A 14026-nucleotide genomic window follows, 5' to 3' on the forward strand; every position below is an offset into this window, starting at 1 on the left:
TCGCGAGGTTCGCGAGGCGGGCCCTTTCGTGATTTCAGACACGCCAGTCGGCGTCGAAGGCGCGCGCCGGGTTCCTTCGGAAGAAGGCGTCGGCGACGTCGGGGCCGAAATCCCGGAGCACGCGGGCCCTGATATCGGTGAGCAGATACGGGATGCCCGGTCCGCCGCCACTCGCGGCACGGGCCGCGGCGCTGGTGGTGTCGCCGCCGAGCAGGACGCGGTCGGCGTGACCCGCCTCGACCAGCGCGGCGAGGCAGTCGAACAGGCGCCAGTCGGTCGCGTGGTTGGCGCGCGAGGGGCCGTCGAAGCCGAGGAAGGCCCCTGCTTCGGCCGCTTCGCGGTGCGGTCCGAGGTCCGGGAAACGGTTCAGATGCCCCAGAATGAACGATGACGCGGGGACGCCGTCCAGCGCTTTCAACACTCCGAGCGGATGTGTGCCGCCTTCCAAGTGCACTGCGATCGGGGAGCCGGTGGCGTGGTGAGCGGCGGCCGCCGCCTCGAAGGTCGCGGAGGCGTGCCGGTCCACCTGGTGGAAGTCTCCGGCCACCTTGATCAGGCCGGCTCGCGCCGGCAGCGGCGGGCCGTCCGGGTCCTCATCGCGGCGAAGTCCTGCACTGAGCTCTGCGATGAACCGCCCGGCCAGGCCGTCGAGCAGGCGCGGCAGCTTCTCGGGCGGATAGTGCCCGGCCTGGTGCAGCCCGGTGGCGGCGATGATGTGGACGCCGGCCGACTCCGACAGCGCCGGCAGCGCCTCCGCGTGCCGTCCCAGGCCCATCGGCGTCCACTGGGCCAGTGCCTGACCGCCAGCCTTGGCGAACGCCCGCAGCTCGGCGTCGGCCGCCGCGACGTCGTCCAGCTCCTGACCGGGGAGCTTGGCCGAGGCGAAGAACAGATGGTCGTGCGAGTCGGTGATGCCCAGCGTGTCCGGGACGATGTCGCCGAGGACCGTGCGGATCACTTGTCCGCCGCCTCGAACGCCGCCGCGGCGGCCCGCAGCCCGGCCAGCGCCTTCGGCACGCCGACGTACGGCGCCAGGTGCACGAAGACCTCCACGATCTCCTCCCGGCTCATGCCGATCCGCTCGCTGGTCTTCACGTGGCCGACCAGCTGCGGCTCGACGCCGCCGAGCGCGGTCAGCGCGGCCAGGTTCGCGATCTGGCGCTCCCGCAGGCCCAGCGCGGGGCGCTGGTACGTGCCGCCGAACAGCGCCGTCACGATCCAGTCGGTGAAGCCCGGCGCCAGCTTCTCCACGCCGGGCAGTGCGGCGTTCTGCGTCGCCTCGTCCTGGAGCACGTCCAGCAGGGTGTAGCCGGCTTCGCGGTCGAGGGTGGCTGCTTCGAAGTCCATGGGTGGTCCTCCCGAATTCATGTAACGTCTCAAGCGTTACTTGAGCACGGTAGCAGCTGTAACGGTAGGAGCGTTACACTTTTCGGCATGGAGACCGTCCCCTTCCGCCTCGACACCGGCGCGACGTGGCTGAACCTGCTCGCCACGCGCGGCAGCGCCTTCGGCCGCCATCCGGAGGAGCGCATCCCGACGCCGGAGCGCTTGGCGGACTGGCTGGCGGCCGTGGAGCTGGTGCCGGAGGCGCCGGTCACCGGTGCGGATCTGGAGCTGGCCTGGCGGCTGCGCGAGACGCTGCGTCCGCTGGCGTTGTCCGCCGCGACCGGCGAGGATCCGTCCCCTGAGGCGGCGGCTGAGCTGATCGCGTTCCTGCAGGCCCACGACGACCCGCTGCGCCTGGCCGGCTCGGCCGCGCCGCCGGGGCTGGCCCGCGTGGTGCCGGAGAACGCCGCCGCCGCCCTCGGCCGCGTCGCACGCCAGGCCGCCGACCAGCTCACCGGGCCCGAGCGGCACGCGCTGAAGGCGTGCCCGGAGTCCGACTGCCGCGGCGTCTTCGCCGATCCGGACGGCCGCCGCCGCTGGTGTCCGTCGCCGGCCTGCGCCAGCCGCGGCCGGGTGCGGGCGCACCGGGCCCGTAAGGCGGCCGCGGCCGAGTAGCCGCTGAGCAGCCCTGACGGCCCGCTGTCAGCGGCTCGTCAGCGGTCTGCCAGCCGCCGGCGCGAAGCTGTGCCGTGGGACGGGAATCCGTCCGGCGAGCGGAGCGAGGGGAGCTGCCATGGGCGCGTACGTGGACGTCGACGGCCTGACCATGTACTACGAGGTCGCGGGGGAGGGCGAGCCGGTGGTGCTGGTCCACGGCACCGGCGGCTTCGCCGACAGCTGGGCCGCGCAACGGGACCTGCTCCCCGACTGGTACCAGCTCTTCATGCCGGAGTGCCGAGGCCACGGCCGCACCCCGGACGTCGAGGGCCCCTACACCTACGAGAACTTCGCCGACGACATCGCCGGCTTCATCGAAGCACTGGACCTGGGCCCGGTCCGCCTGGTCGGCTGGAGCAACGGCGCCAGCGTGGTCCTGCGCCTGGCGCTCCGCCGGCCCGACCTGGTGCGCCGCCTGGTCCTGCTCAGCGGCGGCGTCCTGGACCTCGCCGGCCAAACCGCCGAAGCCACGGCGCTGTCCGTCGAGCCCGGCCGCACCTGGCTGGCCGAGACCTGGCGCCCCCTCTACGAGGCACTGTCCCCGGACGGCCCCGAGCACTTCCCGGTGGTCGAGGAGAAGCTGAACCGCATGTGGCGCGAGGCGACCCCGGTCACAAGGGCCCAGATAGCGGCCCTGCCGATGCCCCTGCTGGTCCTCCAAGGCGACGACGATTGCGTCGAGATCGCGCACGCCGCAGCCCTGGCCGGCACCGTCCCGGACGGCCGCCTGGCCGTGGTCCCGGGCACCTCGCACATCGCGCCGATGGAGAAGCCGGAGCTGGTGAACCTGATCCTGCTCGACTTCTTCGAGGACAAGCCTGCCGCGCGCCTCTTCCCGCTGGGCTCGCTGCGCTCGGCGGCGGAAGCGGCCGACACGCCCACCGCATCCGCCGACTCCCGCCCCGGCTCGATCCCGCGCGCAGCCTGAGAAAAATGCCTTACCCGCGCCCAGATTCTTAGCTTTCACCTTCGTCCGAACAGCCTAAAGCCCGCCGCGCATCACAGCGTGGCGGGCTTAGAGCTGTATGAAGGTGTCCGAGGCTGTCAGGGCCGTGAAGCCCGCTCAGACCTCGTCGTCCTCGGCGAAGCCGCCCGGGAAGGCGCCGGCCTCGCCGTCGCCCTCCTCGTCGTTGTACGGGCGCGCCGCGGCCGGGTTCAGGACGTCCCACTCGGTGAGCATCTTGACCAGCTCCGACGGGGCCATCTCGTAGATGACGCCGAGGGTGCGCAGGTCCTCGCCGCGGATCGTCATGACGCGGCCGTTCCAGTCGCCGCGCTGGCTCTGGATGCTGCCGACATAGCGCAGCAGCGGGCCGGCCTGGTCGACCGGGAGGGCCTTCAGGCGCTCCAGGTCGAGGACCAGCTTTCCGCCCTGCTCGTGCGCCGACGCCGGGGCGCCGGTGCCGGGCAGCAGTTCGTGGACCGGCACGCCGTAGAACTCGGCGAGCTCGGACAGACGCTGCACGGTGACAGCGCGGTCGCCGCGCTCGTACGAGCCGACGACGACGGCTTTCCAGCGCCCCTGCGACTTCTGCTCGACGCCGTGCAGGGACAGGCCCTGCTGGGACCGGATGGCGCGCAGTCGGACGCCCAGCGCTTTCGCGTACTCGGTGGACATGTAGCTCCCCATAGACACAACTGCGGCCTCACGTGTTCCCCTCGCCACACGGCTTGGCCCAGTTCAGCGGATCGGCAGTTTTCTCGTATGACCCGTTGGTGACTTAGCGTGACGGTACGCGCAGCAGAGATTCTGCGCAAGTCCCGTCGTTGTCAAGGAAACCGATGACTGCCGGTGGTCTGGTCCAATCAGCTTATGTCACTCACAGCAGTGCTCCGCACTCGGATGGCGGAGCGCCCGTGACGATCAAGGGTGATCGTCCTGGTAGAGTCGTTGCCGACCGAGTCCTTTAACGATCTGTCCCGTGAGGCAGAGAAGGGGGTCTTTTTCGTATGTCCGCAATACCGCAAGGTGCGCGGCCCGTTCTCGATGAGGCCGACATCTCCCGGGCTTTGACCCGGATAGCGCACGAGATCCTCGAACGCGCCAAGGGCGCCGAGGACGTCATGCTGCTGGGCATCCCCACCCGCGGCGCCACGCTCGCCAAGCGCTTGGCCGCCCGCATCGCCGACGTCGAGGGCACCACCGTCCCGGTCGGCTTCCTGGACGTCACCATGTACCGCGACGACCTGCGGATGAAGCCGGCCCGCGCGCTGGAGCGCACCGAGATCCCCGACGAGGGCGTCGACGGCCGCCTGATCGTCCTGGTGGACGACGTCCTGTACTCCGGACGCACCATCCGCGCCGCCCTGGACGCCCTGAACGACCTCGGCCGCCCGCGTGCCGTGCAGCTGGCGGTCCTGGTCGACCGCGGCCACCGCGAGCTGCCGATCCGCGCCGACTACGTCGGCAAGAACCTGCCGACCTCCCAGCGCGAGAGCGTGAAGGTCCGGCTGCGCGAGCACGACGGTGTGCAGCATGATGCCGTTTACCTGGGGATTGAGAGCGAGACGGCCATATGAAGCGCCACCTGTTGTCCACCGCCGACCTCTCCCGCGACGACGCGGTGCTGATCCTGGACACCGCCGAGGAGATCGCCCGGCTGGCGGCCCGCCCGATCAAGAAGCTGCCGACGCTGCGCGGCCGCACCGTGGTCAATCTCTTCTTCGAGGACTCCACCCGGACCCGGACCTCCTTCGAGGTCGCGGCCAAACGGCTCAGCGCCGATGTGATCAATTTCTCGGCCAAGGGCTCCAGCGTCTCCAAGGGCGAGTCCCTGAAGGACACCGCGCTCACCCTGGAGGCCATGGGCGCCGACGCCGTCGTCGTCCGGCACAGCGCCTCCGGCGCCGCCTACCGGCTCGCGAACGCCGGCTGGAGCTCCAGCCACGTGGTCAACGCCGGCGACGGCACCCACGAGCACCCCACGCAGGCCCTGCTGGACGCCTTCACCATGCGCCGCCACCTCGGCGGCTTCGACGGCCGCCGGGTCACCGTGGTCGGCGACGTCCTGCACTCCCGGGTCGCGCGCTCCAACGTCCACCTGCTGGCCACCCTCGGCGCCCGGGTGACGCTGGTCGCCCCGCCGACCCTGCTCCCGGTCGGCGTCGAGAGCTGGCCCTGCGACGTCTCCTACGACCTGGACGCGGCCGTCCCGGGCAGCGACGCGATCATGATGCTGCGGGTCCAGCGCGAGCGGATGAACGGCGGCTTCTTCCCCACCCAGCGCGAGTACAGCCGCCGCTACGGCCTGGACGCCCAGCGCATGGCCAAGCTGCCGGACAAGGCGATCGTCATGCACCCGGGGCCGATGGTCCGCGGCATGGAGATCTCCGCCGCGGTCGCCGACTCCGACCGCTCGGTCATCGTCGAGCAGGTCGCCAACGGCGTCAGCGTCCGGATGGCCGTGCTCTACCTGCTGCTCAGCGGCAGCGAGTCCGCGATCGGCAGCGACGAGGGCCAGGGTCAGGGCCAGGCTCAGGGCCAGAACCAGCACCAGAACACCGAATCGAAGGGCGCCGCCGCGTGAGCACCACCTACCTGATCAAGAACGCGAGCGTCCTGGGCGGTGACCCGCAGGACCTGCTCCTGCGCGACGGCATCATCGCCGAGGCCGGGGCCCTGGGCCCGGTCCCGGGCACCGTGGTGGTCGACGCCGGCGGCCTGATCGCGCTGCCGGGCCTGGTCGACCTGCACACCCACCTGCGCGAGCCGGGCCGCGAGGACGCTGAGACCGTCGACACCGGTACCCAGGCCGCGGCGCTCGGCGGCTTCACCGCCGTGCACGCCATGGCCAACACCGACCCGGTCGCCGACACCGCCGGCGTGGTCGAGCAGGTCTGGCGCCTGGGCCGGGAGGCCGGGCACTGCGACGTGTTCCCGGTCGGCGCGGTCACCGTGGGCCTGGCCGGCGAGCGGCTGGCCGAGCTCGGCGCGATGGCCGACTCCGCGGCCCGGGTCCGGGTCTTCTCCGACGACGGCAAGTGCGTCTCCGACGCGAACCTGATGCGGCGCGCGCTGGAGTACGTGAAGGCCTTCGACGGCGTCATCGCGCAGCACGCGCAGGAGCCCCGCCTTACCGAGGGCGCGCAGATGAACGAGGGCGAGCTGTCCGGGATCCTGGGCCTGACCGGCTGGCCGGCGGTCGCCGAGGAGGCGATCATCGCCCGCGACATCCTGCTGGCCGCGCACACCAAGTCCCGCCTGCACGTCTGCCACGTCTCCACGGCCGGCTCGGTGGAGCTGATCCGCTGGGCCAAGTCCAAGGGCTACCCGGTCACCGCCGAGGTCACCCCGCACCACCTGATCCTCACCGAGGACCTGGTGAAGAGCTACGACCCGATCTACAAGGTGAACCCGCCGCTGCGCACCGCCGCGGACGTCGAGGCGCTGCGCGCGGGCCTGGCCGACGGCACCATCGACGCCGTCGCCACCGACCACGCCCCGCACCCGCAGGAGGACAAGGACTGCGAGTGGGCCGCGGCGGCCATGGGCATGCTCGGCCTGGAGACCGCGCTGTCCGTGGTGCAGCAGACCATGGTCGACAGCGGCCTGATGAGCTGGGCCGACGTCGCGGACCGGATGTCCGTGCGCCCGGCCGCGATCGGCCAGGTCGACGACCGGCACGGCCGCCCGCTGGCCGTCGGCGAGCCGGCGAACCTGGTCCTGGTCGACCCGAACGCGAAGCGCACCGTGGACCGCACGGGGCTGGCCTCGCTGTCCCAGAACACCCCGTATCAGGGCATGGAGCTGCCGGGCGCGGTCGTGGCGACGTTCCTGCGCGGGACCGCCACCGTTCTGGACGGGAAGCTCGCATGAACACCCTGATCTCAGCCGCGGGCGAGCACTCGGCCCCGGTCACGCACATCGGCCAGCGGATCGTCTGGACCATCGTCACCCTGGCCGCGATGGGCGGCATCTACCTGCTGATGTGGCGGGGCTGGAAGAAGCGCAAAGCCCGGCAGTCCGACCTGCAGCCGCTGAACGAGGTCCCGGCCGGGGCCTTCTCCGGCGAGGGCTTCGAGACCGTCTACGTGTCCACGACCTCCGAGGGCGACTGGCTGGACCGGATCGCCGTGCACGGCCTCGGCCAGCGCAGCAACGCGCAGGTCCACGTGGCCGAGGCCGGCGTGCTCATCGACCGTGAGCCGACGGCCGTCTTCATCCCGGCCGCCGCGATCCGCGGCATCCGCCTGGCCTCCGGGATGGCCGGCAAGTATCTCCGGGGTGAAGGCCTGGTGGTGATCACCTGGCAGCACGGTGACCGCACGCTGGACACCGGCGTCGACCCCCGGCACGGGACTGATGAACTGATGTCGGCCCTGGAGGCCCACTTCGCAGTAAGCGCAACAGAAAGGCCGTCCGCATGAGCAATCGACCCCCGGCGATCCTCGTCCTGGAGGACGGACGGACCTTCCGCGGCGACTCCTACGGCGCGCTCGGCGAGACCTACGGCGAGGCCGTCTTCACCACCGGCATGACCGGCTATCAGGAGACCCTGACCGACCCCTCCTACCACCGCCAGGTCGTCGTGATGACGGCCCCGCACATCGGCAACACCGGCGTCAACGACGAGGACCCCGAGTCCCGGCAGATCTGGGTCGCCGGCTACGTGGTCCGCGACCCCAGCCGCGTGGCCTCCAACTGGCGCTCGCAGCGCACGCTGGACGAGGAGCTGGTCTCGCAGGGCATCGTCGGCATCTCCGGCGTCGACACCCGCGCCATCACCCGGCACCTGCGCGAGCGCGGCGCGATGCGCTGCGGCGTGTTCTCCGGCGACCTGGCCGCCCTGGACCCGGCCGCGCTGGTCGAGAAGGTCAAGGCGAGCCCGGAGATGGCCGGTGCGGACCTGGTCGGCGACGTCACCACCAAGCAGGGCTACGTCGTCGAGCCGATCGGCGAGCACAGGTTCACCGTCGCGGCCTACGACCTCGGTATCAAGTCCATGACACCGCACCGGATGGCCGAGCGCGGCGCCCGGGTGCACGTGCTGTCCGCCTCCGCGACCCTGGAGGACGTCCTGGCGCTGGCGCCGGACGGCTTCTTCATGAGCAACGGCCCCGGCGACCCGGAGACCACCGAGGAGACGATGGTCCCGATCGTGCAGGCGGTCCTGGACCGGAGGATCCCGGTCTTCGGGATCTGCTTCGGCAACCAGATCCTCGGCCGGGCCTTCGGCTTCGGCACCTACAAGCTCAAGTACGGCCACCGCGGCATCAACCAGCCGGTGCAGGACCGCGCGACCGGCAAGGTCGAGGTCACCGCGCACAACCACGGGTTCGCCGTGGACGCGCCGCTGGACAAGGTCAGCGACACCAAGTACGGCCGGGTCGAGGTCAGCCACGTCTGCCTGAACGACGACGTGGTGGAGGGCCTGCGGGCCCTGGACGTCCCGGCCTTCAGCGTGCAGTACCACCCGGAGGCGGCGGCCGGCCCGCACGACGCCGCCTACCTGTTCGACAGGTTCACGGATCTCATGGCCGAGACGAAGAACAACCAGAAGAGCGAGGCCTGAGATGCCGAAGCGTGAAGATCTGAAGTCCGTCCTCGTCGTCGGCTCCGGCCCGATCGTCATCGGCCAGGCCGCGGAGTTCGACTACTCCGGCACCCAGGCCTGCCGCGTGCTGCGCGCCGAGGGCCTGCGGGTCATCCTGGTGAACTCGAACCCGGCGACGATCATGACCGACCCCGAGGTCGCCGACGCCACCTACGTCGAGCCGATCACCCCGGAGTTCGTCGAGAAGATCATCGCCAAGGAGCGCCCGGACGCGCTGCTGCCCACGCTGGGCGGCCAGACCGCGCTGAACACCGCGGTCGCGCTGGCCGAGAACGGTGTCCTGGACAAGTACAACGTCGAGCTGATCGGCGCGAACATCGCCGCGATCCAGTCCGGCGAGGACCGCGAGAAGTTCAAGCGCATCGTCGAGACCATCGGCGCAGAGTCCGCGCGCTCGGTGATCTGCCACTCGATGGAGGACTGCCTGGCCGGCGTCGACGAACTCGGCGGCTACCCGGTCGTGGTCCGGCCCTCCTTCACGATGGGCGGCGCCGGCTCCGGCTTCGCGCACGACGAGGCCGAGCTGCGCCGCATCGCCGGCACCGGCCTGGCGCTCTCGCCGACCACCGAGGTGCTCCTGGAGGAGTCCATCCTCGGCTGGAAGGAGTACGAGCTGGAGCTGATGCGCGACAAGAACGACAACGTCGTCGTGGTCTGCTCCATCGAGAACTTCGACCCGATGGGCGTGCACACCGGCGACTCGATCACGGTCGCGCCGTCGATGACCCTGACCGACCGCGAGTACCAGGAGCTGCGGGACATCGGCATCGCGGTGATCCGCGCGGTCGGCGTGGACACCGGCGGCTGCAACATCCAGTTCGCGGTGAACCCGGCCGACGGCCGGATCATCGTGATCGAGATGAACCCGCGCGTCTCCCGCTCCTCGGCGCTGGCCTCCAAGGCCACCGGCTTCCCGATCGCCAAGATCGCCGCGCGCCTGGCCGTCGGCTACACGCTGGACGAGATCCCGAACGACATCACCCAGGAGACTCCGGCGTCCTTCGAGCCGGCCCTGGACTACGTCGTGGTGAAGGTGCCGCGGTTCGCCTTCGAGAAGTTCCCGGCCGCCGACAGCACCCTGACCACGACGATGAAGTCCGTCGGCGAGGCCATGGCCATCGGCCGCTCCTTCCCGGAGGCTCTGCAGAAGGCTCTGCGTTCTCTGGAGAAGAAGGGCTCGGAGTTCACCTGGGTCGGCCCGGTCCGCGACAAGGCGACCGTGCTGGCCGAGGCCGCGCGGCCCACCGACGGCCGGATCAACCTGCTCGTCGAGGCCTACCGGGCCGGCGCCTCGATCTCCGAGCTGCACGAGTCCACCAAGATCGACCCCTGGTTCCTGGACCAGGTGCTGCTGATCCACGAGACCGCTTGCGAGCTGCGCGACGCAGAGCGCCTGTCGCCGGAGCTGCTGCACCGGGTCAAGCGGACCGGCTTCTCGGACAAGCAGATCGCCGACATCCGCAGCCTGACCGAGCCGGTGGTGCGCGAGCTGCGGCACTCGCTCGGCGTGCGGCCGGTCTACAAGACCGTCGACACCTGCGCCGCCGAGTTCGCCGCGCGCACGCCGTACCACTACTCGTCCTACGACGAGGAGACCGAGGTCGAGCCGCGCGACAAGCCGGCCGTGATCATCCTGGGCTCGGGTCCCAACCGGATCGGGCAGGGCATCGAGTTCGACTACTCCTGCGTGCACGCCTCGTTCGCGCTGCGGGACGCCGGCTACGAGACCGTGATGGTCAACTGCAACCCGGAGACCGTCTCCACCGACTACGACACCTCCGACCGGCTGTACTTCGAGCCGCTGACGCTGGAGGACGTGCTGGAGATCGTGGACGCCGAGCGCGCCGCGGGCCCGCTGGCCGGCGTCATCGTGCAGCTCGGCGGCCAGACCCCGCTGGGCCTGGCGCAGTCGCTGAAGGACGCCGGCGTGCCGGTGGTCGGCACCTCGCCGGAGTCCATCCACCTGGCCGAGGACCGCGGCGCCTTCGGGCGGGTGCTGGCCGAGGCCGGGCTGCCGGCCCCGAAGCACGGCACGGCGTTCTCCTTCGCCGAGGCCAAGGCCATCGCCGACGAGATCGGCTACCCGGTGCTGGTCCGGCCCTCCTACGTGCTCGGCGGCCGGGGCATGGAGATCGTCTACGACGAGGCCATGCTCCACGACTACATCGAGCGCGCCACCCAGATCTCGCCGGAGCACCCGGTGCTGGTCGACCGGTTCCTGGACGACGCGATCGAGATCGACGTGGACGCCCTGTTCGACGGCGAGGAGCTCTACCTCGGCGGCGTGATGGAGCACATCGAGGAGGCCGGCATCCACTCCGGCGACTCGGCGTGCGCGCTGCCGCCGATCACCCTCGGCGGGCACGACATCAAGCGGCTGCGCGCCTCCACCGAGGCGATCGCCCGCGGCGTGGGAGTGCGGGGCCTGATCAACATCCAGTACGCGCTGGCCGGCGACATCCTGTACGTGCTGGAGGCCAACCCGCGCGCCTCGCGCACGGTGCCGTTCGTGGCCAAGGCCACCGCGGTCCCGCTGGCCAAGGCCGCGGCGCGCATCGGCATGGGCGCCACGGTGGCCCAGCTGCGCGCCGAGGGGCTGCTGCCCAAGGAGGGCGACGGCGGCACGCTGCCCTCGGACTCGCCGATCTCGGTGAAGGAAGCGGTCATGCCGTGGTCCCGGTTTCGGACCCCGGACGGCCAGGGCGTGGACGTCATCCTCGGCCCGGAGATGCGTTCGACCGGCGAGGTGATGGGCATCGACGCGGACTTCGGCAAGGCCTTCGCGAAGTCCCAGGCCGGGGCCTACGGCTCGCTGCCGCTGAAGGGCAAGGCGTTCGTCTCGGTGGCCAACCGGGACAAGCGCTCCATGGTGTTCCCGGTCAAGGCGCTGCACGACCTCGGCTTCGAGATCCTGGCCACCGACGGCACCGCCGACGTGCTGCGCCGCAACGGGATCCCGGCGACGACCGTGCGCAAGCTGTCGCAGGGGACCGGCCCGAACGGCGAGCCGACGATCGTGCAGATGATCGTCGACGGCGCGATCGACCTGATCGTGAACACGCCCTTCGGCGTCGGCTCGCGGCTGGACGGCTACGAGATCCGGACCGCGGCGGTGCAGGCCGGCAAGCCGTGCATCACCACGGTCCAGGGCTTCGCGGCGGCCGTGCACGGGATCGAGGCGCTGCAGCGCGGCGAGATCGGGATCGGCTCGCTGCAGGAGTACGCGGACAAGATCAACGCCTCGCGCGCCGCGGGCTGAACACCTCGGCGCCGAGGTATCTCGTTCGCGAGGTATATCGGCGCCGAGGTATACCGATTCGAAATATATCGACGCCGAGGTATCTCGGCCGCGAGGTACCTCGGAGCCGGTGTCGGCGGCCGTGGCGGTAGGGAATCAAGGAAGGTGCCTGCGATGCGGATCTATCCGAAACTGTTCAACCTGGTGTTCCGTCGGATGGACGCCGAGCAGGCCCACCGTCTCGGCTTCGGCGCGATCAAGGCGGCCGGCGCGCTGCCGGCCGGCGCCGGCCTGGCGCTGCTGGAGCGGCTGTTCCCGGTGCACGACCCGGTGCTCAAGCAGACCGTGTTCGGCGTGGAGTTCCCGGCGCCGTTCGGCCTGGCCGCCGGCTTCGACAAGAACGCCGAGGGCATCGACGCGCTGGCCGCCCTGGGCTTCGGCTCGGTGGAGATCGGCACGGTCACCGGCCAGGGCCAGCCCGGCAACGAGCAGCCCCGGCTGGCCCGGTTGATCGCCGACCGCGCGGTGGTGAACCGCATGGGCTTCAACAACGGCGGCGCCGAGGAGGTCGCGCGGCGGCTCAAGCGGCGGGTGGCCAAGCCCGAGCGCTGGGACAAGGTGCCGCCGGTGGTCGGCGTCAACATCGGCAAGACGAAGATGGTGCCGGAGGACGAGGCCGCGACCGACTACGTGGTGTCGACCAAGCTGCTGGCGCCGTACGCCGACTACCTGGTGGTCAACGTCTCCTCGCCGAACACGCCGGGGCTGCGCAACCTGCAGGCCGTCGAGGTGCTGCGGCCGCTGCTGAAGGCGGTGCGCGCGGCGGCCGACGAGGCGGTCCCGGGGCGGCACGTGCCGCTGCTGGTGAAGATCGCCCCGGACCTGGCCGACGCCGATGTCGACGCGGTCGCCGACCTGGCCCTGGAACTGCACCTGGACGGCGTCATCGCGACCAACACGACGATCGGCCGCTCGGGGCTGAAGTCCTCCGAGGAGAAGGTCTCGGCCGCCGGCGGCGGCGGCCTGTCGGGCGCGCCGCTGAAGACGCGGTCGCTGGAGGTGCTGCGCCGGCTGCGCGCCCGGACCGGGGGCAAGCTGGTGCTGATCTCGGTCGGCGGCGTGGAGACCGTGAACGACGCCTGGCAGCGCCTGGTCGCCGGCGCCGACCTGGTCCAGGGCTACACCGGGTTCATCTACGAGGGACCGGGCTGGGCGTCTCGGATCAATCGCGGGCTCGCCGAGAAGGTGCGGGCCGGCGGATACACGAGCTTGCGCGACGCCGTCGAGGCGGCACGCGTTTCTTAGGACTCATATATAAGGAGAGTTGTCATGGCTGCTCGACCGGATTCCCCGTTCGGCGCACGGTTGCGGACCGCTCTCGACGAGCGCGGCCCGCTGTGCGCCGGCGTCGACCCGCACACCGCGCTGCTGGCGCAGTGGGGCCTCGACGACGACGTCGCGGGGCTGGAGCGGTTCTCGTACACGGTGGTCGAGGCGCTGGCCGACCGGGTCGCCGTCCTGAAGCCGCAGTCGGCCTTCTTCGAGCGCTACGGCAGCCGCGGCATCGCGGTCCTGGAGCGCGTCGTCGACGACGCCCGCTCGGCCGGCACCCTGGTGATCATGGACGCCAAGCGCGGCGACATCGGCTCCACGGTCGCGGCCTACGCCGACGCCTACCTGGAGCCCTCCTCGCCGCTGTTCTCGGACGCGCTGACCGCGAACCCGTACCTCGGCTTCGGCTCCCTGGAGCCGCTGTACGCGCTGGCGGAGAAGAACAACGCCGGCGTGTTCGTGCTCGGACTGACCTCGAACCCCGAGGGCGCGCAGGTCCAGGGCGCGGTCGGCGCGTCGGGCCGCAGCGTCGCGGAGGAGATCATCGCCGCCGCGGCCGCCCGCAACGCCGACGCCTCCCCGATGGGCCCGATCGGCGTGGTGGTCGGCGGCACCGTCGAGACCCCGACCTTCGACCTCGGCCGCCTGAACGGCGCGTACCTGGTGCCCGGCATCGGCGCCCAGGGCGCGACCGCCGAGGACGTGAAGCGCATCTTCGGCGCCGGCGCGCACAACGTCGTACCGGCGAGCAGCCGCGAGATCCTGCGCGGCGGGCCTTCGGTGGCCGGACTGCGGGACGCGGCTGCTCGGGCGGTGGATGAGCTGCAGGGGATCTTGGACTAGGTCCCGTTCCGGCCGG

Annotated in this window: 13 protein-coding genes; 10 read left to right on the plus strand and 3 right to left on the minus strand. The window is 71.2% G+C overall.

Going from position 1 to position 14026, the window contains the following annotated elements; translation table 11 throughout:
• Positions 1-34: 34 nt before the first annotated feature.
• Both ABH920_RS39690 and ABH920_RS39695 read right to left on the minus strand, forming a co-directional pair.
• Positions 35-958: a phosphotriesterase gene (locus tag ABH920_RS39690; protein WP_370354464.1), complete on the minus strand. Its 924-nt coding sequence runs from the start codon at positions 956-958 to the stop codon at positions 35-37.
• Positions 955-1347 (minus strand): carboxymuconolactone decarboxylase family protein, encoded by a 393-nt coding sequence (locus ABH920_RS39695; RefSeq protein ID WP_370354465.1) that lies wholly within the window; start codon positions 1345-1347, stop codon positions 955-957. Before ABH920_RS39695 ends, ABH920_RS39690 begins: the two co-directional genes overlap by 4 nt.
• 87 nt (positions 1348-1434) lie before the next feature.
• Here ABH920_RS39695 and ABH920_RS39700 point away from each other — a divergent pair, with 87 nt between their 5' ends.
• Both ABH920_RS39700 and ABH920_RS39705 read left to right on the plus strand, forming a co-directional pair.
• Positions 1435-2001 (plus strand): ABATE domain-containing protein, encoded by a 567-nt coding sequence (locus tag ABH920_RS39700; protein WP_370354466.1) that lies wholly within the window; start codon positions 1435-1437, stop codon positions 1999-2001.
• A gap of 118 nt (positions 2002-2119) precedes the next feature.
• Positions 2120-2971: an alpha/beta fold hydrolase gene (locus ABH920_RS39705; RefSeq protein ID WP_370354467.1), complete on the plus strand. Its 852-nt coding sequence runs from the start codon at positions 2120-2122 to the stop codon at positions 2969-2971.
• A gap of 135 nt (positions 2972-3106) precedes the next feature.
• Here the strand turns inward: ABH920_RS39705 and ABH920_RS39710 are convergent, their stop codons facing one another.
• Entirely contained in the window at positions 3107-3661 is a 555-nt protein-coding gene (locus ABH920_RS39710; RefSeq protein ID WP_370354468.1) for a transcriptional regulator, read from the minus strand.
• Between the two features lie 332 nt (positions 3662-3993).
• Between ABH920_RS39710 and pyrR the strand changes: the two genes are divergently transcribed.
• The 8 genes from pyrR to pyrF all read left to right on the plus strand — a co-directional run bounded on the left by pyrR (position 3994) and on the right by pyrF (position 14010).
• On the plus strand, positions 3994-4563 hold the full coding sequence (gene pyrR / locus ABH920_RS39715; RefSeq protein WP_194916489.1) for a bifunctional pyr operon transcriptional regulator/uracil phosphoribosyltransferase PyrR: 570 nt from the start codon (positions 3994-3996) through the stop codon (positions 4561-4563).
• Positions 4560-5570 (plus strand): aspartate carbamoyltransferase catalytic subunit, encoded by a 1011-nt coding sequence (locus ABH920_RS39720; RefSeq protein WP_370354469.1) that lies wholly within the window; start codon positions 4560-4562, stop codon positions 5568-5570. Before pyrR ends, ABH920_RS39720 begins: the two co-directional genes overlap by 4 nt.
• Complete coding sequence (locus ABH920_RS39725) at positions 5567-6859, plus strand: dihydroorotase (RefSeq protein ID WP_370354470.1); 1293 nt, start codon at positions 5567-5569, stop codon at positions 6857-6859. The genes ABH920_RS39720 and ABH920_RS39725 overlap by 4 nt, the downstream gene beginning before the upstream one ends.
• A complete protein-coding gene (locus ABH920_RS39730; protein ID WP_370354471.1) occupies positions 6856-7410 on the plus strand; it encodes a hypothetical protein in 555 nt (184 codons plus the stop codon). The genes ABH920_RS39725 and ABH920_RS39730 overlap by 4 nt, the downstream gene beginning before the upstream one ends.
• A complete protein-coding gene (gene carA / locus ABH920_RS39735; RefSeq protein ID WP_370354472.1) occupies positions 7407-8555 on the plus strand; it encodes a glutamine-hydrolyzing carbamoyl-phosphate synthase small subunit in 1149 nt (382 codons plus the stop codon). The genes ABH920_RS39730 and carA overlap by 4 nt, the downstream gene beginning before the upstream one ends.
• Before the next feature lies 1 nt (position 8556).
• Positions 8557-11856, plus strand: a complete 3300-nt coding sequence (carB, locus tag ABH920_RS39740) for a carbamoyl-phosphate synthase large subunit (RefSeq protein ID WP_370354473.1) — start codon at positions 8557-8559, stop codon at positions 11854-11856.
• A gap of 153 nt (positions 11857-12009) precedes the next feature.
• A complete protein-coding gene (locus ABH920_RS39745; RefSeq protein ID WP_370354474.1) occupies positions 12010-13140 on the plus strand; it encodes a quinone-dependent dihydroorotate dehydrogenase in 1131 nt (376 codons plus the stop codon).
• A gap of 24 nt (positions 13141-13164) precedes the next feature.
• Complete coding sequence (gene pyrF, locus ABH920_RS39750; RefSeq protein WP_370354475.1) at positions 13165-14010, plus strand: orotidine-5'-phosphate decarboxylase; 846 nt, start codon at positions 13165-13167, stop codon at positions 14008-14010.
• Positions 14011-14026 lie beyond the last annotated feature (16 nt).

It is taken from the genome of Catenulispora sp. EB89 (assembly GCF_041261445.1).
GTDB lineage: Bacteria > Actinomycetota > Actinomycetes > Streptomycetales > Catenulisporaceae > Catenulispora.

Bases quoted from the DNA above. Each gene is read 5' to 3' on its own strand.
- ABH920_RS39695 (WP_370354465.1), bottom strand. From the start codon at position 1,347: ATGGACTTCGAAGCAGCCACCCTCGACCGCGAAGCCGGCTACACCCTG.
- ABH920_RS39700 (WP_370354466.1), top strand. From the start codon at position 1,435: ATGGAGACCGTCCCCTTCCGCCTCGACACCGGCGCGACGTGGCTGAAC.
- ABH920_RS39705 (WP_370354467.1), top strand. From the start codon at position 2,120: ATGGGCGCGTACGTGGACGTCGACGGCCTGACCATGTACTACGAGGTC.
- ABH920_RS39710 (WP_370354468.1), bottom strand. From the start codon at position 3,661: ATGTCCACCGAGTACGCGAAAGCGCTGGGCGTCCGACTGCGCGCCATC.
- pyrR (WP_194916489.1), top strand. From the start codon at position 3,994: ATGTCCGCAATACCGCAAGGTGCGCGGCCCGTTCTCGATGAGGCCGAC.
- ABH920_RS39720 (WP_370354469.1), top strand. From the start codon at position 4,560: ATGAAGCGCCACCTGTTGTCCACCGCCGACCTCTCCCGCGACGACGCG.
- ABH920_RS39730 (WP_370354471.1), top strand. From the start codon at position 6,856: ATGAACACCCTGATCTCAGCCGCGGGCGAGCACTCGGCCCCGGTCACG.
- carA (WP_370354472.1), top strand. From the start codon at position 7,407: ATGAGCAATCGACCCCCGGCGATCCTCGTCCTGGAGGACGGACGGACC.
- carB (WP_370354473.1), top strand. From the start codon at position 8,557: ATGCCGAAGCGTGAAGATCTGAAGTCCGTCCTCGTCGTCGGCTCCGGC.
- ABH920_RS39745 (WP_370354474.1), top strand. From the start codon at position 12,010: ATGCGGATCTATCCGAAACTGTTCAACCTGGTGTTCCGTCGGATGGAC.
- pyrF (WP_370354475.1), top strand. From the start codon at position 13,165: ATGGCTGCTCGACCGGATTCCCCGTTCGGCGCACGGTTGCGGACCGCT.